Origin of the sequence: Paenibacillus sp. M-152 (assembly GCF_003856555.1) — a bacterium.
GTDB classification, from domain to species: Bacteria; Bacillota; Bacilli; order Paenibacillales; family Paenibacillaceae; genus Paenibacillus; species Paenibacillus polymyxa_C.
Map to the genome: position 1 here is coordinate 3116911 of NZ_CP034141.1, position 21425 is coordinate 3138335.

Consider the following 21425-nt stretch of genomic DNA (forward strand, 5'->3'; position numbering starts at 1 on the left):
AGCCAGTACGGCTTGTAGGAATACCCTTTTTGTTACGTTCCTGCTATGTTAAATGGTTTGACCATGTACCAATTTGATTTGAATGCGGAACGGGTCAGCCACATACAGGGCCCCATCACGTTCTTGTATCCCATAACCTGCCGCAGTCAAACGAGCAGTAATGGCATCCAATTCTTGTTGGTCTGGAACAATCAGTTCAAAATAATCCAATCCAGTAGCCTGCTCGGGAGCTGGTGGTGCTCCTTCACCTGCCCATATATTCAAGCCCATATGGTGGTGGTAGCCACCCGCAGAAACGAACAGGGCTGAAGATCCGTATCGGCACGTAATGTCAAAGCCAAGCACATCGCAATAAAATTGCTGTGCTGTGCGCAAATTAGATACATGGAAGTGAACGTGCCCAATTACTGTTCCCTGTGGCAGCCCCTTCCAAAGTATATTTTCAGAAATGGCAATCAGGTCTTCTGCATCCACGGGACCTGTTCCCATCATGTAAAATCCATCTGCATCTCTTTTCCATTGATCACGAGGACGATCCGCATAGATTTCAATCCCGTTATTATCGGGATCATGGATGTATAGTGCTTCACTTACATCATGATCTCCCTGTCCAATTTCAATCTCATGAGCCAGCAAATTACGCAAAGACAGGCCAAGAGCTACACGGTTCGGTAGAAGAATAGCAAAGTGATATAATCCGGCTACGGACTGGCGCGGCAGAATAACTGCATTTTCAATATAGTTAAGAATCAGTAGCGCATGCTTTCCGTCGACAGTCAATTCAGCCGTATCCGCCGTTTGACGCAGAAGCTGTAAACCAACGACCTCAGTGTAAAATTGAATAGAACGCTCCAAGTTACTAACTTTTAATGAAACCTGCCCGATTTTAGTGTTGTCATGAATATGTGCTGTCATCAGATTTCCCTCTTTCTACATGGATTGGAGGACTAAGGATGAAACGAAATTATTGTTCTGTTGACCCACGACGACTGAACAAAGAATCCAGAGACAAGCGAGTTGTCGGTACAAATACGAGATGAAGAGCTACCAGAATAAAAGCAATATCCAGCTCATAGCCAGCTCCTTGACCATTCCCCATCAACCCGCCGGACAATTTGGCCGTGAAAATGGCACCGATCAATACAATAACTAAAAGTCCGGATACATAGCGAGTAAGCAATCCAAGAATTAATGCAATCCCGCCGACCAACTCTATCACCGCAACGACATAACCTAAAAATCCTGGGACGCCAATGCTGGAAAACCAGCCCGCAACATTACCCAACCCCATTTGGAATTTAGCAATTCCGTGTGCCAAAAACAAAATTCCGAGCGCCACCCGCATAATTGTAGAAACGTTTCTGCTTGCCGAACTCATGTTATCTCTCCATTCTGTTTGTTTTATTACACTTATACAAGCGTATATGAATAATTAATTTATATTACTAATAACTTAGTTAAAAAAATAATAACGTTCGAATCTATACGGCAACATATATGTGTGAATCAAACTCAATTATTAGTAATAGTAATAATTATTTTGTAATGTGAATTTAGCATAAGAAACTATAGTCTGTCAACAAATTATTTGGTATGATAAATAATAAATTAGTATACATTATATTTCCCAAAAGGAGGAACGCTCAATGGGTATAGGATGCAACATTCGTGCCGCTCGTAAACGTAAAAATTTATCCATCCAGCAAATATGCGAACGAACCGGACTATCTCAAGGGTTTATGAGTCAAGTAGAAAATAATAAAACCTCCCCTTCCATCGCTACATTGGACAGCATCGCTAATGCGCTTAATGTACCTCTCGCTTTTCTGCTTCTTAAAGAAGAGGAACGAATGCAAGTGATTCGCAAGGACGAGCGCCGTAAAACGTTGTATGGAAAAAACAAGCTCCAGGTCGATCATTTGGGAGGGCAGGGTAACGTCAAAATGATGCTCGTTGAAATGCCGCCAGGCTCCTCTACAGAAGAAGAGCATGCTCATGCAGGAGATGAGATTCATTTTATTTTGGAGGGCACAGTATACGTGGAGCAGGGTGAGGATTCAGCTACTCTGGAAGCAGGAGATTCCTTTAGCTGGAGAGCGGCCATTCCCCACTATGCCAAAAATGTAGGAGAAAACAACGCTCGTATTCTGATCTCCGTATTCCTCGAAGCAGAAAATGATGCTTAATCAAGATTTGAGCACATCACAATATCAATTCCCCATATCATTGCAAAAAGCGTGTACCTGGAAGTTAAATTAACTTCAACGATACACGCTTTTTTGTAGTAGCTGTTTAACTTATTCCATCGCTTGCTGAGTATCTGTACGCGATTCCCACGGAAGCTTGAAGGTTTTCATGATCTTTTTGGCATTGGCTGAGAGTACGGTTACCGGATCACCAGTCATTCCCAGCAGTTCTTCTTTTTTATCTATAGTAACACGCCCATAAAAAGTAGTGCTGCTATCTCCCCATCCTGTAGTATACTTGTAGATCAGCGGCTTATTAAATTTCGGATAGGTTCCCCACTGATCTTTGGCTTTATTGGCCAAAAACAGCTCCAGTGGATCGTATTCCATCGTAAAGGTATTATCAAAGGGAGCTCCCACATACCCTTGATAGGTGACCATCGGAAAATCGTCCTTCACTTCAACCAGACTCAGCACATCCCCGTCCACTGTAAAATACCGTAATGCTTCACCTTGAGGAAACATGTAGACACTAGACAAAAGCTCAGTGTTGGGACGGTGAACTTCTATATAAGGATGAACAGAACGTGTTTCTAAGTGGATTAACGCTTCGCGTGCTGCTACGAGATCCCCCTCATACAATTGTTCTTTTAGTTTACCGTGAATCGGTGGCTCGATCTGAATCTGTGTGTTTGTCTTCTCCAACGTATAACCTAATTCAAGCGACACATCTCTAAGAGGTACATATACATCTTTACCTACAAACTTAAAGGTCAGCTGCTGCTGGTTCTTACGTAATTGCTCTTTAAGAATTAAGGGTTCTGCCCACTTTTGCAGCGTAATCTGCTTTTGTTTAGCGTCCCAATGGTAGCTTGCACCCACAGCTTCAGCGTATGGTTTGAGAGGTACCATCAGCTTACCGTCGATCAATAGCGGTTTGATTTTGTTGTTTAAGGGCTGACCAGCTATAACAATATCGGTTAGCTGTGTTGCTTGAGGTGCTGTGCTTTCCTGTTTAGCCGCTTCGGCGTCTCCTTGGTGTATTGTTGTCAAGAGTAATGGTAGCATCAGCAAGGCGACAAACAATCGCTGAAATCCTGTTCGATCTAGCTTCATTATTAGTCTCCGTTCACTGAATAGACTTGTTCATTCCCGCTCTATCTCTTTTTGGCTGCATCAATGTCTCCAGGTCTCATCCCTGCCCATATGTTCGGGATACTGACGGTCTCTGGATGCTCAAATACGAGAAACGCAGTCGGCAAATACCGTTCACCGTATTCAGAGGAAGGCTTGTTGACAATGGTGTTGTCCTTGACGAGCACGGTTGACGAACCTCCATCCAGATTAGCACCGATAACCGCTCCATGTTTAAGTAAAATATTTTGCATATCATACAAGTTGGCACCGATGCTGTACCCAGGCTGGCGACCGTCGACGGTTACAAAAATAATTGCCCCGTCTGCTCTCTGCCCCATTGCAGTTCGGGGAGCAATTCCCCATCCCTCGCTTGCATTGCGAATCAGACCTTTTCCATTCACGATTAGGCGTGGCTGAAAGGTAACCGCTTCTTGCACATTCATTTTGGACAACTCGGACAACGAATAGTGGCCGGCTATCATTTTTCCCTGTTTATCAATACCTACGATTTGAACAGAGGCATTTTTACCCATATCGTTGTAGTATATCTGACCCTGAGAAATGACAACACCAATCGGTTTAAAGCCATTCCCGTTCCAGTTGGGATCAGCGAATCCACCGCCATTCACCCCAGCAACAGCCCCCAAACGCTCGACCATGCTAGATACATGTTCTCCCCGGCCGACTTTAGCAGGAACCCCGAGCCTAATTTTAGTGGGGTCATGCACCGTCATAACATAGCCATGATAGTTACGACCTGACACCTCTTCCACTTCAACCAACGGCGTTTGTTGTACTTTAGTAGGTATCAGATCAGGCAAGTTGATTGTATGTCTATCCTTCTCTTCACCCATCTCTTCGAACCGGGCCGAATATTCAGCCACTCGTTGCTTCGCCTCTGCTTCGCCGATAAAATATTTCGCCCAGTGACGATGCTGAGTCGTAATCAGCGTGTCTGCAGCCAAATAGCGCATGTCCTTGCCAGAAGGGGTTAAAAACAACCATGTACCACCTCCAATTCCCGCTAACAGGAATACAATAAAAAGTCGCAGCATAAAGCGACCAAATTTTCCTTTCCGTTTCTTTTTCTTATTTTTCTGCCTGCGAGCTGCTGCACGCTGTGGCAAGACTTCCGGTTTCATTCATCATCTCTCCTGTTTGGTGACTTCTATCGTATTTCATCACTATTGCCCATCAAATGATCAGTAACGATAGGCTGCGACATCTAACGACAATATCATAAACTAATTTTGTAGAATGATAGTGTCAATTTTTTAACAGATTCATCCACTCTGAAAAAGAATACAGCAAAAAGCCCTTCACATAAATGTGAAGGGTTGTAACTATAGGGGGGATATCCGATTTACGGAGCAGCCTCCGGTTCGAGCAGCATGAACAGCTCTTTCATCTGCTGTCGCTTGAGTTTGGGACTAAGCACATACAAAGTATCGCCCGGTTCAATCACGGTCGTGCCTCTCGGGGCAATAATTTGCTCGTCCCGAATAATGGCTGTAAATAAGATATCTTCAGGCAGCTGTATATCCTGAATCGCCTTGCCCGCTATCGACATCCCCTTTTGTACCTGAATGTGGTTGATTTCCGAAGTGGTTTTTCCCAGAGAAACTAATTCCAGCAGTGAAGGAGACGATGTCTCGTTAGGGTCCATCAAGCCAAGCTTCACCGCTAGCCACGAGATTGTGGTACCTTGGATAATCGCAGAAGTGAGCACGACGAAAAATACAACATTAAAAAATAAAGGTCCTACATCCATTTCATCCAGTAATGGATAAGTTGCTAGTACAATGGGTACCGCCCCCCGCAATCCTGCCCAGGATAACAGTGTCTTCTCGCGTACAGAGTACCTGGAAAAAAGCAAGCTTAGGAACACGCCTATTGGACGAGCCACGAGCATGAGGATGAAGGAAAGCGCCAAGCTTTGCCACGCGATACCCAGCAATTGATCGGGAAAGACCAACAAGCCGAGCAGGACAAACATCATAATCTGCACCATCCAGGCGAAGCCATTGTTAAAATGAATAATGGATCGCTTGTAGGTTAAGTCGGAATTTCCCAATACAATGGCCATGACATAAACTGCCAGCAATCCGCTCGCCTCCAGTAACGATGCCGCCGCATACGTCAATACCGCAAATGCCAATGCCATCACAGGATACAAACCGGATGAATCAAAATTCATTTTATTAATCGCATATACACCTAAGCGTCCGAGTACAAAACCAACGGCTAAACCAAAACCCATTTCCCATAAAAACAACAAGATATGTATCCAAATGGATTGTTCAGGGTGATGTATCAGCTCAATCAATGTTACTGTGAGAAATACAGCCATCGGGTCATTGCTGCCGGATTCCGCTTCAAGCGTCGAGGTAATTCGCTTTTTGATGTTTTTACCTCCTAAAACGGAAAACACTGCTGCCGCATCCGTCGAACCAACAATAGCGCCAAACAGCATGGATTCCATCCAGCTCACGCCTAAAATAAACTTGGCGCAGACGCCAATGACTACAGTCGTAATGATGACTCCTAACGTTGATAATGACAACGCAGGTCGAATTACTGGCTTAACATCTGCAAACTTTGTCTGCATCCCGCCTTCAAACAAGATTACAATGAGCGCAAGAATGCCCACCAGCTGTGTGATAAAGGCATTATCAAAATAAATAAACTGACTGAGCACCATGCCTACGGCAATAAACAAAACAAGCGCAGGCATACCGAAACGGCTGGAAAATTTGGTAGTCAGCACACCGACCAGCAGCAAGCCGGACAGCAAAAGCACAATCAAATTAATCACGGTTGTCTGTTCCATACGGCTTCTCCTATCTTGAAAATAAATGTTCATTTTTTCGCCTTCTAACTATATACCCTCAAATCACACAGAATACTAATCATAAGTAAAAAAAATTATAGGAGAAAATTAAAAAATCCAGCTTATGGTCTGTGCTAAATCGGCACTCCATAAGCTGGTCTGTAATTTTTATAGGTGTTAAGCTGCGACAATTGCCGTGCTTTAGGCTTTAGGATGAATCATATGCGCCGGTACAACATATTGGTCAAACTGCTCTTCAGTCAGCAGTCCGCTACGGAGTGCCGCTTCCTTTAGAGACAGTCCTTCCGCATGTGCAAGTTTGGCGATTTTAGCGGCATTTTCATAGCCGATATGTGGATTCAATGCTGTCACCAACATCAGTGAATTATTCAAATTGTGCTCAATCTTAGCGAGATCAGGCTCGATGCCGACGGCACAGTTGTCATTAAAAGCAATGATGGAATCAGCCAGCAGATGAACTGATTGCAAAAAATTGTATATGATTACTGGCTTAAACACATTCAGTTCGAAATTTCCTTGACTTGCTGCAAAGCCGATGGCTGCATCATTACCCATGACTTGCGTAACGACCATCGTTAGTGCTTCACTCTGGGTCGGATTTACCTTACCAGGCATAATAGAGCTACCTGGCTCGTTAGCAGGAATCGTGATTTCGCCCAAGCCGCTCCGTGGACCACTAGCCAACCAGCGAACATCATTGGCGATTTTCATCAAATCTGCAGCTAACGCTTTGATTGCTCCATGTACAGCCACCACTTCATCGTGACTGGTCAGTGCATGAAATTTATTAGGTGCAGAAGTGAACGTTTTACCAGTGAAGCCGGATATTTCCGCAGAGGTTCGGGAACCAAACTCTGGATGAGCATTAATTCCTGTACCCACTGCTGTTCCGCCAATCGCCAGCTCCTTCATATATTGAACCGTATCGACGATCATTCGTTTGCTTTTATCCAGCATGGCATACCAGCCGCTGATTTCCTGACCCAGTGTTAGTGGTGTCGCATCCTGTAAATGGGTTCGGCCAATTTTGATGATATCCTTGAATTGTTCTGACTTCTGTTGAAAAGTCTCTTTCAGCTTATCAATGGCAGGCAACAAACGGTCCTCAACGGCAATAACACCCGCTACATGAAGGGCTGTAGGAAACGTATCATTTGAGCTTTGTGACATATTCACATCGTCATTCGGATGCAGCTTCGCATCTTTTCCCTGTTCTTGAAGCCATTGGCTACCCAGATGAGCAATCACTTCATTGACATTCATATTGGACTGCGTTCCGCTCCCTGTCTGCCATACAACCAACGGGAAATGGTCATCGACTCGTCCAGCTAAAATTTCGTCCGCTGCATAAATAATGGCGTCCTGCTTTTCCTGAGATAGCTTACCCAACTTATAATTGCTGATCGCTGCACTCTTTTTGAGCACCGCGAACGCCTGAATGACCTCTAATGGCATTTTCTCCGAGCCAATCGGGAAATTTTCCTTACTGCGCTGTGTTTGCGCTCCCCACAAACGGTCTGCCGGTACTTTGATTTCGCCCAACGTATCCTTTTCAATGCGGTAGTTCAACTCATTTCCTCCTCTTGGCCTATGTAATTCAGACAAAATATGGTGATCTTCTTTGCCTATTATACATTAAATTTCAGATGTTATCATATATTTTGCAAGCGCTTTTTTTACAATAGGGTCAGAGGAGAGACAGAAGAAAAATTCAGCTATGAGCTTGATTACCAGTCTCAGCTAATCGTGATGTTGCTTTTGGCATGAACTTCTTTTCTGCCCAGTAGCTTGTTTAGTGCGTCGATATAAGCTTTAGCGCTAGCTTCCAAAATATCTGTACTTGTACCTCTTCCCAGTGCTGTGTATTCACCTTGCCTCAAAATAGCGTGGACTTCCCCCAATGCATCTTTGCCGTACGTTACAGACTGGATGGAGTAATCCTCCAATTCCACCACTTCCCCACTGGCCTTGTCTATCGCATTGAAAATCGCATCTACAGAACCATTACCCATCGCTACTTCATCAATCGATATACCATCTTGCTTATTCAGCCGTATGGAGGCGACCGGGACAGACTGATTACCATAAGACACCTGAATGGAATTTAGCGTGTAAATTTGAGGCGAGGCATTGCGGCTTTCATCCATCAGGACGAGTAAATCTTCATCCAGCACCTGTTTTTTCTTATCCGCCAAGGCTTTGAATTTGCGGAACGCATCCTGAAGCTGTTCCTCTGTCAAAACATCAAAGCCCATGTCCGCCAGCTTTTCCTTAAACGCATGACGTCCCGAATGCTTGCCTAATACAAGTTTACTCGTCTTCAGACCAATGCGCTCTGGGGATACGATCTCATACGTTGTACGCTCCTTCAGCATTCCGTCCTGGTGGATACCGGACTCATGTGCAAATGCATTGGCCCCCACAATAGCCTTGTTTCCTGGTACCGACATCCCCGTACGTTTGCTTACCAGTCGACTGGTGGCATACAGCTCCTCCAAAATCAGACTCGTTTGTGCACCATAGAGATCGGTTCTCGTATCAAGGGCCAGTGCGACCTCCTCGATAGGTGTATTTCCGGCTCGCTCACCGATGCCATTAATGGTACCTTCAAATTGATCTACACCGTTACGGATAGCTGCCAGCGTATTGGCTGTTGCCATGCCAAGATCATCATGACAGTGTGTGCTAAGCTGTATTTTTTCGATACCTGGTACTTGTTGTTTTACGATTCTAAACATTTCTCCAAATTGATCTGGCGAGGCATATCCCACCGTATCCGGCAAATTGACGACTGTCGCCCCAGCGCGAATTGCCATATCTACAACTTCACAAATAAAGTCCAACTCGGTACGACTGGCATCCTCTGCCGAAAATTCTATCTCGCTAAAATACTTGCGTCCATAACGAATGGCAGCGGCAGCGGTCTCTAATACCTTCGCTTTATCCATTCGCAGCTTATGCTGGCGATGAATAGGTGAGGTAGCAAGGAACAAGTGAAGACAAGCGTCCTCCGCTTCCCGTAGAGCTTCTCTGACCGCATCTATATCCTGCTCTTTCGAGCGTGCAAAACCAACCAGTGTTGCTTGGGTGACCTGTTTGGCAATTTTCTGCATGCTGACGATCTCACCAGGTGAGGTTGCCGGAAAGCCAGTCTCAATCCGATCTACGCCTAATTTTTGAAGCTGAAGAGCTATTTCCACCTTTTCTGTGCTGGTTAAGCTAACTCCTGGTGATTGTTCTCCATCTCTTAACGTTGTGTCCAACACCCATATTTTTCGCATACAGATACCACCTTTGGTTTGATTTTAGGAGATGCTCAAAGTAGAAGGTTTAAACATCATTTCATTCATCTGATCATCTGATGTTTAAGATTAAAAAAATTAAGAACTTCCCATATGCTTTTGCAGCTCCAGCTTGGTGCCGTCCAAATGCTGAATACTATACAGTTCTGCAGCTTTGCCATCCTGCTCCAAGATCGCTTCATAAATTTTTTCATGTTGAAGTGTAAAATGATTTTGCATTGCTGGATCGGTAATCAGATTGCTCAGCGCCTTGCGAATAGCCTCTACAAAGCTGCGGTAGACGTCCGTAAGCACCTTATTGCCTGTAGCTGCTGCAACAGCTAAGTGAAAAGTGATATCCGCATCCAAGTACCCATTCATATCTCCAGCGGCCAATGTCGCAGCTCGACGGTCCAGCGCCTCCCGCATCAAGCGTAAATCTTCGTCATTACGACGTAACGCAGCTAATCTGGCAATCTCCAGTTCCAGCACGCTCCGCACTTCATAAACTTCAATAATTTCAGCGCGACTTAGTCGGTAATCCAATGGTTCTTGAGAAGTCGTTGGTTGGCAGACAAAGGTTCCGTGTCCTTGCTTTTTCTCTAATAGACCGGCATGCACCAGTACGCTAACCGCCTCTCGAACTGTAGATCGCCCGACTCCAAATAGCTTCATAAGCTCGGGTTCCGTTGGAATCCTAGTGCCCACATTCCATTCACCAGCAGCAATTTTTCGTTGCAGCTGCTCAGCCACTTCATCGGCAATTTGCTTACGTTTGACGGCTTGAAAAGGCACCATTTCATAATTCATCTGATCATCTCCTGTTTCGTATCATACTATGACACATTGCTTTTCTGCAACCTATTTCACCTTCCTTCCCCATTATCTTTTATACAAGGCCTTACCAATCGAAAAAGCTTGCACCGTTCATCACGATGCAAGCTTATAAGGATAGAGAATATTAAGATTTCGTTTTATTCGGAGTAACACAATACAGACGGCTGGTTGTTTCAAAAATATGCCCCGGAGCCAGTGCAATTAACCCGATGTCTTCCGCAGGCAAGTCTGGTCGATTCGGCGCATTGATCATGTTCATTTGCGGTTCGGGACAGATAAATTCCTTGTTCGCTTTGTTGTTCCAGATCATCCAATGCTTATAAGCAGTGCCTACATCGTATACAAGGGTAGCACCTGTCTTACTGTGTGTGAGTTCCATGTAGTTACGTCCATTTTGCGGAGCCGCCGTATAATGATTATCCATAGAGGCAAAATAAGGGCTAACTCCTGTTGTCTTCATCAATTCCTCTTCCGGGGATAGCGGTTGGAACTGCCCAGTGGCCAACAATCGATCTGTCAGCTCACGCCGCTCACCGATCGTAACCTTAATCTTGTAATCCTCAGGCGAGCTATCAGGTACAAACGGTACCCGAATGGCTGTGTGAAAGGCAAACAAGTTGGGAATCGGCTGATCCCCCTCGTTATGAATCACATAACGCTGATGCAGGCCAAATTCGTCCAGGCTGTACGTCAGCTTCATTGTAAAGGTGAAGGGTAAATAACGGAACATAGGATGCCCTTCCCTTACATGCTGATTCATTACTACATAACTACCTTGCTCCCCGGAACCGTAGTCCTCAACCTCCCACCGAACGGTGTGTAAAAAGCCGTGCAAATGGTTATGGGTAGCCTCTTCATTAATTGGCAGCTCATATGTAACACCATTCCACAGGAATTTTCCATCCTCATACCGATTCGGAGGGAACAAAAAAGGAATTCCGTAAACGGATGGACTTTGCTTAAAAGCCTCTATGCTCTCAGCATCCGGCTCACGTAGAAAAGAATATCCCGTCTCATTGTCACGAAAAGAAATCAGATTTGCGCCGTTTCCTGGCAGGGCAACCGCTTCATATCGTCCAAATTTAAGACGAATCGCCGGTATTCCATAATAAAGATCACCAATTGCAGTATGCTGTTGTGTCATCAAAAATCCTCCTTGATGAAATGACGATGTTTAATGAAAGCGTTTAGCTTTTGGCTTGACTATACCATGTCCAGCAAAAAAATTCCACGTCAACACAAAAAAACGATGCCCCGCAAGGCATCGTCCTTCACACATATTACACATAGCGTCCCTGTTTGGGTACTGCCATGTGTTCAAAATTCCCAGCCAGCCGTTCCAACTGATCGGTCAGCTCGGTACCTTGCATGAAATGTCCATGCCCTGTAACTGCAATTGCGGGCTTTAAACCAGCTAACATTTTCACTGACCGCTGTGCAGCTTGCCAATCTGTTGTAAAATATGCAGGCGGTCCGTGGATTTCTTTTTCCTGTAAAAGCACAGCCAATGCCGATTCCTGCTTTACCGTGATAAAAGCGTCACCAGCCACCATTAAGCGTCTCTGCTCATGAAAAAGCGATACATGACCAGGCGTATGTCCTGGTGTGTGCAGCCACTTCCAACCAGGGGCGCCGGGGATACTGCCATCTTTGGGCAAGGAGGTGATGCGATCATCAAGATCTATAGCATCATTGGGGTACAAAAAGGAAATTCCCGACATCAAACCTCCCCCCACACTAGGGTCAGGTTTTTGATAATCTTTCATTCCCGTCAAATAAGGTAGTTCCAAAGGGTGTGCATAGACAGGCGTACCCCAATGCTGTACCAACTCAATAACCGAACCTACATGGTCAAAATGACCGTGAGTAAGCACAATAGCAACCGGAGGACCCGTAAACCGTTCCTCAGCCAGGCGTATAATCGAGTCTGTGAATCCTGCCATCCCCGTATCCACCAGCACCCAGGATCGGCTTCCCGGCTCTCCGATAAAACACACATTTACAAACAGCGTCCGTAAGCTCAGGAGATCGGGAGCAGCCTCTTCATTTGCCGTCATTCCTTCGGTGAACAGATGATTTGCCAAAGCTTCACCCTCCTATTCACATGGAATTTCTTGTTATACTCGACCTATAGGCTTCCCCCATGTCAGCAGATTATGCGGACACTGCTAAATATAATCCGCTTGTCACGAAAATAGACCATGTTTACATTACTCGGGTAATTTACTCCATGCCGCATCCAGCAAATAGTCGAAAAGATCATCGTTCTCTTCAATCCAGCTATCCATCTGTAGCATTTCTTCCTCCAAGCGCGGCTCTCCAGCAAAATGGAGACTATAATCCCACTCCTTTCCCTTTTTACTGTGGAAGGTAATTTCATATATAGAACTCTGTCCGTCTACTCCAAATACCACTTGACCTAAATATGCACCGTTCTCATCTCTTGTCATTTGTGCCTGTTGAATATGTACTTCTTTCAATTCCTGAGAAGAATTTTGCTCTGTCATTTATTTAACCGCCCTTTCATTTTCACTAAAAAGTACCAAAACTGATTTGTGAACCTTTTCGTTACATTGTACAATATATAAGCTATGTGTGGAATTTGCAAAAAAACTGTGCGAATTACCCTATTCTTATTTGAGGCTTTTTCGTGAAATGGAGGAAAGTTACATGTCAGATTTTCAACAAAAATTGCAGAAATATGCGGAATTAGCCGTTCGAGTGGGCGCAAATGTCCAACCTGGGCAGACACTTATCGTTCATGCGCCAATCTTGTCCGCCGAACTCGTACGACTTATCGTTAAATCAGCGTATACTGTCGGAGCCAAGCTGGTAAAAGTAAAATGGAGTGATGAGACGGTTACCCGATTACAGTATGAACTAGCTCCTGATGAAACTTTTAATATTGCTCCCAAATGGTATGCAGCCGAAATGACTGAAGAAGTGGAAAATGGCGCTGCAGTACTCCATGTCATTGCCGAGAATCCTGATTTGCTTCAAGGGATTCCGTCCAGCAGAATTACCGCTGCCCAGCGTGTGCGATCACATGAATTACGGCAATACCGTGAATACCAAATGGCTGACAAGTTCAGCTGGTCTCTGATTGCTTATCCTTCAGCAGAATGGGCAGCCAAAGTGTTCCCTGATCTGCCAGCTTCCGAGCAAATGGATAAACTGTGGGAAGCCATTTTCAGTACTGTACGTGTGGATCTGGACAACCCTGTGGAGGCGTGGAATGAGCATTTGAAAACTCTTTCCAGCAAAGCTGATATTTTAAACTCCAAACGCTATAAAAAGCTGCATTATCTGGCTCCAGGTACAGACCTCACCATCGAACTTGCAAAAGACCATCTGTGGGTAGCAGCCGAAAGCATCAACCAACAGGGACATAGTTTTGTAGCCAACATGCCTACTGAAGAGGTATTTACTGCTCCACTTAAAACGGGAGTAAACGGTAAAGTCAGCAGCACCAAGCCACTCAGCTACAGTGGCAACATTATCGACAACTTCTCACTGACCTTTGAAAATGGACGTATTGTCGATGTACAGGCCGAAACCGGCTTGGAGACTCTCCAGCATCTCGTAGAAATGGACGAAGGTTCACACTACCTGGGCGAGGTTGCGCTCGTGCCTCACAAGTCACCGATCTCTGACAAAAATATTTTATTCTACAATACATTGTTTGATGAAAATGCCTCGAACCATCTGGCTATCGGTAATGCCTATGCATTCAACCTTAAAGGTGGTAAAGATATGACTCAAGAGCAGTTGGCTGCCAACGGTCTGAACTCCAGTCTGACTCACGTCGACTTTATGATTGGTTCAGGTGAAATGGACATCAACGGCGTTACCGAAGACGGTACTGAGGAACCGATCTTCCGTAAAGGAAATTGGGCGATCTAACACGGCAAAAAAGGCTCTCACCACTTTATGCGGGAGAGCCTTCTTGCTTCGTCCGTTAGGATATGTTACCTATATTCACAGTGTATTAATCCAATAGTTCGCTGCAAGTCCAAAAACGATTTGTACTATGCTGATGATGAAAAAGACAATAAAGCAGCTTACGACTCTTCGATTAATGGTTTGATGTAAGGATAAAGATGATTTCACATAGAACATACTACCTAATATCCCTAAACACAGACCAAAGACGCCTGCAAATAACCACCCTATAACCAAGCTGACCACGACAAAAGCCCAACTCCAGCCAGGAGCCTTACTTACTGGAACATAAGGTTGATTGGACCCAAGATATATACCGTTCACAGCTAAATCTGCTTTGTTGCCAATGACTACAACATTCAGAGCTTTCTCCTTTAATCTTATTGGAAAATCAATCAAGTTTAAAAATGCGTTCTGGCTTTTCACCTTCTGCTCGCTACCATTCACAATGACTTTTCCACCGTTAAAGCCACGCTTATACTCAATAGTATATTGAGTACCTTGATCTTCTACATTCCACTTTGCCATCGCTAAACTCCTTTCAAAATTTAGGGGAGCCGTAAATATACTCCCGGGATTTCCTAATTATGTACCATGAAAATCATACCATAAGCTGCAAGTTAAATAATGGAAAAAGGCCGCTTATTAGCGACCTCTGAACCTACTTTATTAGTATGGGATTAGTTTCAATGTCCAATTTTAGCCTTGTAGGCAACTGAATACTGGTCAGCTGCTAAGATTGCATCAAGCACATCATCCGCTGTAACAGCAAATGGTAAATTGTGAGCTGTTTCGCCTTCTTTGGTAGCAGCCTGAGCTACCCGGTACAAATCCTCTCGTGAGGCTTCTTGCAGCTTAATGTCTTTCAGCGTAACCGGCAAATCCAGTTTTAGGTAAAAATCAATATACCGCTCCACCTCAGTTAAAGGTCTTTTTTCCAAGGCAAGCTGTACTAAGGTGCCAAAGGCTACTTTTTGACCATGCGTCAGGTGATGAATGTCTCCTTCGAGTACGGTAAAACCGTTGTGAATGGCATGTGCGCCTGCCAAGCCACCGCTTTCAAAACCCAAACCACTTAGCAACGTATTGGCTTCCACCACCGCTTCAAGCGCCGGTGTAACAACTTTGCGTTTCACAGATTCATAAGCTTGCAGTCCGTAATCGAAAAGAACTTCCTCGCACTTGGACGCAATGGCTTCTGCCGCCAACGTTGGCAAACCACCAGCCATAGTGGTAGCACGAGCTTCAATGACTGCGCGGGCTTCAATCCACGTTGCCATAGCATCCGCAATGCCTGAGGAGAGGAACAAAGGCGGTGCTTGAGATATGACTTTCGTGTCAACCAGGATTAAGCTTGGATTTTTACTGAAAAAGGAATACGTATCAAATGCACCCTCATCGGTGTACAAAACAGATAGTGCACTGGTGGGTGCGTCTGTAGAGGCGGTCGTTGGAACAATCACAACTGAGGAATCGAGTAGCTCATTAACGGCTTTGGCGGTATCCAACGTTTTACCGCCACCTACACCAATGACAATATCGACCTGGCCGCTTCGTCCCTCATCAGCAATACGGTTTACTTCATTTTTGGATGCTTCCCCTTGAAACTCAACCTTTACCACCGTAATCTCAGCCTGTTCTAGACTTTTGACCACCCGATCGGCTGCAATCTCCCAAACCAGCTTGTCCGCAATAACCAAGGCCGTATGACCTAAAGGCTTAACATATTCACCTGTTTTATCAATCACATTTTTCCCTTGCACATATTTACCTGGACTAATAAATACTTTTTCGCTCATCATTCAACTCTCCCTTCCATGTTTGTACAATCTCTATTATACGGCTGAAAGAGCACACATCTCAATTTCAAAGCCAAGATCTTCTATGATTTGATGATCAGCGGTAACTTCTTGGCCTTCTGTCGTTAAATAATCTCCTACAAAAATCGAATTTGCTGCATAAAGGGATAGCGGTTGTAATGAACGCAGATTTAACTCCCTTCCGCCTGCAACGCGTATTTCCTTGGATGGACAGATGAACCGGAACAGTGCCAACACCTTCAAAGCTTGGATCGGCGAGATCCGCTGTGCTTCTCCTAAAGGGGTTCCGGGGACTGGGTTCAGGAAATTAATCGGAATAGAGTCGGCATCCAACTCTCGTAAGGCATAAGCCATTTGAACGATTTCCTCATTCGTCTCCCCCATACCGATAATAACGCCAGAGCATGGAGACATTCCATGTGATTGAGCTATTTTCACAGTTTCGACGCGTTGATCATATGTATGTGTGGTTGTAATCGAGGGATAGTTGGCCTTGCTTGTATTTAAATTATGATTGTAACGGTGTACCCCCGCATCTGCCAATCGCCGTGCTTGATCTCCCTTGAGAATCCCCAAGCAAGCGCAAATCTTGAGCGGCATGGTACGAGTAATTTCCTGTACAGCATCAATTACCTGATCCAGCTCCCGATCTGTCGGACCTTTGCCGGAAGCTACAATGCAATATGTCCCTGCTTTTCGTGCTACGGCTTCCCTTGCCCCAGCCAACAGTGATTCCTTGTCCAGCATACTATACTTGCTGACAGGTGCCGTGGAAACGATGGATTGTGAGCAATAACTACAATCCTCCGGGCACAGACCACTTTTGGCGTTCATGATCATATTGAGCTTTACTTTTTTTCCGTAAAAATGATGCCGCACCTGAAATGCAGCTTGCATAATCGGTAATATTTCTGCATCGTCCGCTTCCAGTACCGCCGTACCTTCTTCCAGCGTCAGATTGCTGAAATGGATCGCTTTTTCAGCTAATCGGCCCCAATCTACATCCTTATTGAATACATCCTTATTGAATAAATTCATACTTCATCCTCCCTCATTTAAATGAACATGTAACCAGATGAGATTTTTAGCGTAAGGAAATTTGCTCTATTGTCAACCTATTGACATGCAATTAGGTTGACAATAACACGAATATCATATCAATTCATATCCTTTATGTAAAGAAGGCAAATTAAAAAGCGACCCCATATCATTGAAGGTCGCTTTCCATATTTATTCCATTATGAGACTCCTGCTTCCTCCACGACGATAGGCTGTTTAATTAGCCGAATACGTGAAATCCGCTTGTTTTCAACTTCTTCCACAATGAACATACATCCTTCAAACACTACAGACTGGCCTGGCTGTGGAGGAATAACCTCTACATGTGAGTACAGCCAGCCTCCTACTGTATCATAATCCTCATGATCAAGATCCAGTCCAAAGCGATCGTTCACTTCATCAATTAATAACATACCGTCAATGGAAAATTCCTCGTCATTAATCTGCTCACAACTCGGACGTTCTTGGTCGAACTCATCCTGAATCTCACCGACGATTTCTTCCATAATATCTTCCAGCGTTACCATACCCGATGTGCCACCGTATTCATCAATCAAAATTGCAATTTGCGTCTTGCTACGCTGCATGCGTTTGAGCAGATCACTAATTTGCGTTGATTCAGGAACAGCAAGAATCGGGCGAATCATCGTACGGGTATCCAGCGTGTTTGCACGTAGAAGATCTTTAATATGGATAAAGCCGATAATATGGTCCTTATCTTCGGCGCAGATTGGATAACGGGTTCTCATGCTTTCCGTCGCAATCGCGAGATTTTCTTCTGTAGACTCATTACTGTATAAACAGATCATCTCCGTGCGCGGAATCATGATTTCCCTGGCGGTCGTGTCGGCAAAATCAAATATATTATCAACAAGCGCCAATTCCGTATTATCAATTAGTCCGCTCTTATTGCTTTCTTTCATCAGAATGCGTATTTCATCCCCCGTATGCGCGGAATCATCATATTCGGATACCGGCTCCAGACGAAATAAACGCAGCAGGCTGTTCGCCATTCCATTCAACGCCCATATGAATGGATACATCAACTTGTAAAACCAAGTCATCAGCATGGCCGAATACAGCGTAATAGTCTCAGATTTACGAATAGCTATCGTTTTGGGTGCCAATTCACCCAATACAATATGCAGAATCGTAATGATAATAAATGCAATGACCACGGCAGTACCGTGCACGTATACCGCTCCCAAGCCAGCGGCAGTAAATATAGGTTCAATCAAATGTGCGATGGCCGGCTCTCCGATCCATCCCAGTCCCAACGATGCTAGGGTAATACCCAATTGGCAAGCAGACAAATAAGCGTCCAAATTGTGTATCATATTGGCGGCGTATACGGCCTTTTTATTGCCCGCCTCCACCAAGGTTTCTATACGGCTGCCCCTAACCTTCACCATGGCAAATTCCGCAGATACAAAAAATCCATTCAATAATACTAATGCAAAAACAATAAATAAGTTAAACATACTCGGTAAAGGGTCACTCAATATGCTCCCCATCAGCCGTCATTACGGCAGACAGGCGCACCTCCTTCGGATAGTTTCATCATAGACAGAACGATAACACATCATAAGCAGCGTCAACTTCCCAACACATTCACCCCTTCCGGCTTCCCTAAGCCATATTCCGCAAAATGATTAAATCATTTATCAGCTTATATTTAATTATATAACTATACTCTATACAGTCAAACCACAAGCAATGTCAGAAAAATCAATCCCTCTATCATTTAGGTCGGAAAGCTCTCATTTTCGCCTCTTACCACCAAGAAAGCAACTATATTTGAGAAAGAATATAAACAAAATACATCCCCTGCCGTCTGGCAGAGGATGTAAACTCATATATATGAAGGCATCAGCGAACCGGAGATCCGCCCGGGTTCCCGATGACGCCGGGATATTGGTACAACAATGGCTCATCAAAAGTTGCATAATCCAGGTTTAACATCAGCAGAATGGTCCGTTTGCCTGTCGCCGGATCACTAATAATAATGTGGTCCCGACCTGCTGCTTCTAGAATGCCTTTGAATATTTTAGCATTCCATTCCCGGTTATTTTCATAGGTCATATAAAAGGTTCCCGTTTTGCCCAAGTTCAAGCGTAAAATATTCTCGATGTATGATTGCTCGTATTGCGGAGTCTGAACCTGCACCACTGTACCCGTTGGTGTCATAGGGCTGCCACTACTTACTTGAGGTGGAAAGCCAGTCATAGGTTGCATAGGTTGCATAGGTTGCATGGTTCCGGCTGGAGCCATCCCTCTTGGCCATTCGGGATATCCATTACCGGAAGCATAAGATACGGGACGGTAAGCTTGCTGTGAAATCATGTAAATTCCTCCTAAGATGGTTTTAATTTAACTTTAATTCTTCAAGCCATTCTGAAAGGTGTCTAATATACATTAGGACAGTCCTGTGCAGTCGGGCTAAAAAAGCAGTGGGCTTTAAAGCGTCCGGTATTGGTCTGGTTATACCAGGTACCCGGGCATTCACCAGCCGGTCTGAAAAACCATAATGCATTGGATGCCGGACGTATTTTTTCTCCATTAATTACACGCTGGGCAAGTCGAATGTCCCGATCACGGGCTTTCTGATAAAAATACCCCTTCTGAGTAGCTTCAAAACCTCCGGGGCTTTGAAACACCATGTCATTCATGAGGCGTATCCCTTGGAAATCCAGGCAATTGGATAAAATTCGGTTCACACCGACATTACCAACCATGAGCATTCCCATCTCACCTTCACCTTCGGCCTCAGCCCGCATCAGCCGGGCGAGGGTCCTCACATCCCCTGAGTTGGTCTTGATTACAGCCATCGCGTCCCCTCCTTGCTTCTCAATCACATACCCTATCCTATGGTACAAATGCCCAATAAGTGACAGTCCAGAAAATAAAAAAATAGCCCCAAGAATGGGACTACTTATTTAGGCTTTTATCATGGCTCGTAAACCATCTTACGCGTCATGCCACCATCGACCACCAAATTCGTGCCTGTTACAAAATCATTGCCCGGTTGTGTCAAATACAGACAGGCTCGTGCGATGTCTTTAGGGGTCCCTACTCGTCCAGCCGGGTGCTGTTGATGGTCTTCAGCACGCAATTGCTCGTAATCCCCGGTTTCAATCCATCCTGGACTAATACAATTGACCTGAATCCTATCCTTTCCTAGCGATATGGCCATCGCGTGTGTAAGGGCGGCTATGGCTCCTTTGGATGCTGCGTAGGCTTCTGTATCCGGCTCTGACATGAAAGCTCGTGTAGAGGTCATATTAACCACTGAGCCCCCTTCTGCGTTCCGCTTCATTACCTTAGCCGCTTCTCTTGTTGCAATAAAACAGCTGCGTACGTTTGTGTTCAAAATGTCATCCCATTCTGCTACGGTTAACTCATATGGAGATTTCCATCTGGACACGCCTGCATTGTTAATCAATGTATGAATTGTACCGTATTCTTCTTCCGTGGCACGGATCAGCGCTACAATATCTTCTTCCTTACGCACATCACAAGGGATAAAAATGGCCTGATGACCCTCGTTCCGGACTGCTGCAGCAGCTGCGGCGCCCTCTTCCTCATTGCAGTCAGCAAACACGACTCTGGCACCCTGAGCAGCGTAGGCAAAAGCGACCTCTTTCCCGATACCATGCGCTGCTCCTGTTACAATAACAACTTGTCCTTCAAATGACACGACTTATTCCTCCTCTGAACTACTCTGTTTTAGTATATATGTACCAAAATGTGCCGTACAAGAAACATTCACAGCCCCCTACCCTGACTCCTAGCAGAAGGCTGTAAATGAGCATGAATATTTTTGACTGAATCCTACATTTTAACCTGCTCCAAACTATAGCGATTAAGACGCTGAAATCCAATATACCTTGTACCTTGAAAAGTAAGCCGTCCCTCATCCCCTTCAGCACATTGACCATATTCTTCCCCAGATACTTTGAACTCCATCCGGTCGCCACTCTCCACCTCAAAGGTTACATAATAGAAGGTATAGGTACGAGTGCCTTGTTCCTCCTGGCGCCTCTGTTGGAGATGTGTCCTTCTGGCCGTAATGCGGGAACCCACCGTCAACACAGGCTGCCGCTTGTTCCGGCTCCATTCCATGACTTCCCTGCCCGCAGACAACACGACAATACCCAACACAACTACGAAAAATACGGGCAATACCGTACCCAGCCAATCGAACATCCATAATGACTCAAATCCCATGCACCGCACTCCTCTCCGCCAGGCATTCCACAGGGAAACCACCGGGCATCCTGACCTGCCTCAAGCCTTCTATAACAGTATATGT

21 protein-coding genes are annotated in these 21425 nt (G+C 45.0%); 2 read left to right on the forward strand and 19 right to left on the reverse strand.

The genetic code is table 11. The features are described 5' to 3' along the window. Nucleotides 1–48 precede the first annotated feature (48 nt). Together EGM68_RS13455 and EGM68_RS13460 are read right to left on the reverse strand one after the other, a co-directional pair. The gene (locus tag EGM68_RS13455; RefSeq protein ID WP_129549402.1) at nt 49–915 is read right to left on the reverse strand and encodes a VOC family protein; all 867 of its coding nucleotides are present in this window, start codon (nt 913–915) and stop codon (nt 49–51) included. Nucleotides 916–964: 49 nt separating this feature from the next. Continuing rightward, entirely contained in the window at nt 965–1378 is a 414-nt protein-coding gene (locus tag EGM68_RS13460) for a DoxX family protein (RefSeq protein WP_025678924.1), read from the reverse strand. A gap of 268 nt (nt 1379–1646) precedes the next feature. Here EGM68_RS13460 and EGM68_RS13465 point away from each other — a divergent pair, with 268 nt between their 5' ends. Then, on the forward strand, nt 1647–2186 hold the full coding sequence (locus tag EGM68_RS13465; RefSeq protein ID WP_013371366.1) for a helix-turn-helix domain-containing protein: 540 nt from the start codon (nt 1647–1649) through the stop codon (nt 2184–2186). A gap of 111 nt (nt 2187–2297) precedes the next feature. Here EGM68_RS13465 and EGM68_RS13470 read toward each other — a convergent pair whose 3' ends face one another. From EGM68_RS13470 to EGM68_RS13510, 9 genes are all read right to left on the reverse strand, one after another. Further along, a complete protein-coding gene (locus EGM68_RS13470; protein ID WP_129549403.1) occupies nt 2298–3302 on the reverse strand; it encodes a stalk domain-containing protein in 1005 nt (334 codons plus the stop codon). A 41-nt stretch (nt 3303–3343) separates the two neighbouring features. After that, complete coding sequence (locus tag EGM68_RS13475; RefSeq protein ID WP_129549404.1) at nt 3344–4465, reverse strand: phosphodiester glycosidase family protein; 1122 nt, start codon at nt 4463–4465, stop codon at nt 3344–3346. Between the two features lie 221 nt (nt 4466–4686). Further along, nucleotides 4687–6153: a potassium/proton antiporter gene (locus EGM68_RS13480; RefSeq protein WP_013371370.1), complete on the reverse strand. Its 1467-nt coding sequence runs from the start codon at nt 6151–6153 to the stop codon at nt 4687–4689. Between the two features lie 201 nt (nt 6154–6354). Continuing rightward, nucleotides 6355–7743, reverse strand: coding sequence for a class II fumarate hydratase (gene fumC / locus EGM68_RS13485; RefSeq protein ID WP_025678927.1), 1389 nt, complete (start codon nt 7741–7743; stop codon nt 6355–6357). Between the two features lie 167 nt (nt 7744–7910). Further along, nucleotides 7911–9455 (reverse strand): 2-isopropylmalate synthase, encoded by a 1545-nt coding sequence (locus EGM68_RS13490; RefSeq protein ID WP_129549405.1) that lies wholly within the window; start codon nt 9453–9455, stop codon nt 7911–7913. Nucleotides 9456–9554: 99 nt separating this feature from the next. Further along, nucleotides 9555–10265 carry a FadR/GntR family transcriptional regulator gene (locus EGM68_RS13495; protein ID WP_025678929.1) on the reverse strand — a complete coding sequence of 237 codons (711 nt, stop codon included), beginning with the start codon at nt 10263–10265 and terminating at the stop codon, nt 9555–9557. Between the two features lie 151 nt (nt 10266–10416). Beyond that, nucleotides 10417–11436 carry an aldose 1-epimerase gene (locus EGM68_RS13500; protein WP_025678930.1) on the reverse strand — a complete coding sequence of 340 codons (1020 nt, stop codon included), beginning with the start codon at nt 11434–11436 and terminating at the stop codon, nt 10417–10419. A 136-nt stretch (nt 11437–11572) separates the two neighbouring features. Continuing rightward, entirely contained in the window at nt 11573–12376 is an 804-nt protein-coding gene (locus EGM68_RS13505; protein ID WP_064964149.1) for an MBL fold metallo-hydrolase, read from the reverse strand. A gap of 126 nt (nt 12377–12502) precedes the next feature. Continuing rightward, the gene (locus tag EGM68_RS13510) at nt 12503–12799 is read right to left on the reverse strand and encodes a hypothetical protein (RefSeq protein WP_013371376.1); all 297 of its coding nucleotides are present in this window, start codon (nt 12797–12799) and stop codon (nt 12503–12505) included. A gap of 163 nt (nt 12800–12962) precedes the next feature. Here EGM68_RS13510 and EGM68_RS13515 point away from each other — a divergent pair, with 163 nt between their 5' ends. After that, a complete protein-coding gene (locus EGM68_RS13515; protein ID WP_013371377.1) occupies nt 12963–14195 on the forward strand; it encodes an aminopeptidase in 1233 nt (410 codons plus the stop codon). A 75-nt stretch (nt 14196–14270) separates the two neighbouring features. On the opposite strand, the gene EGM68_RS13520 is transcribed toward EGM68_RS13515, so the two are convergent. From EGM68_RS13520 to EGM68_RS13555, 8 genes are all read right to left on the reverse strand, one after another. Further along, entirely contained in the window at nt 14271–14762 is a 492-nt protein-coding gene (locus tag EGM68_RS13520) for a hypothetical protein (RefSeq protein WP_025678931.1), read from the reverse strand. A gap of 158 nt (nt 14763–14920) precedes the next feature. Further along, the gene (locus tag EGM68_RS13525) at nt 14921–16033 is read right to left on the reverse strand and encodes a glycerol dehydrogenase (RefSeq protein ID WP_025678932.1); all 1113 of its coding nucleotides are present in this window, start codon (nt 16031–16033) and stop codon (nt 14921–14923) included. Between the two features lie 36 nt (nt 16034–16069). Continuing rightward, the gene (gene bioB, locus EGM68_RS13530) at nt 16070–17092 is read right to left on the reverse strand and encodes a biotin synthase BioB (RefSeq protein ID WP_129549406.1); all 1023 of its coding nucleotides are present in this window, start codon (nt 17090–17092) and stop codon (nt 16070–16072) included. Nucleotides 17093–17292: 200 nt separating this feature from the next. Continuing rightward, a complete protein-coding gene (locus EGM68_RS13535) occupies nt 17293–18594 on the reverse strand; it encodes a hemolysin family protein (RefSeq protein ID WP_170973170.1) in 1302 nt (433 codons plus the stop codon). A 388-nt stretch (nt 18595–18982) separates the two neighbouring features. Beyond that, entirely contained in the window at nt 18983–19456 is a 474-nt protein-coding gene (gene gerQ / locus EGM68_RS13540) for a spore coat protein GerQ (RefSeq protein ID WP_025678937.1), read from the reverse strand. 62 nt (nt 19457–19518) lie between these two features. Continuing rightward, nucleotides 19519–19941: a cell wall hydrolase gene (locus tag EGM68_RS13545; RefSeq protein ID WP_013371384.1), complete on the reverse strand. Its 423-nt coding sequence runs from the start codon at nt 19939–19941 to the stop codon at nt 19519–19521. 119 nt (nt 19942–20060) lie between these two features. Beyond that, nucleotides 20061–20810, reverse strand: a complete 750-nt coding sequence (locus EGM68_RS13550) for an SDR family NAD(P)-dependent oxidoreductase (protein WP_013371385.1) — start codon at nt 20808–20810, stop codon at nt 20061–20063. A gap of 134 nt (nt 20811–20944) precedes the next feature. Further along, nucleotides 20945–21340, reverse strand: coding sequence for a DUF2500 domain-containing protein (locus EGM68_RS13555; protein WP_013371386.1), 396 nt, complete (start codon nt 21338–21340; stop codon nt 20945–20947). Between the last annotated feature and the right edge of the window lie 85 nt (nt 21341–21425).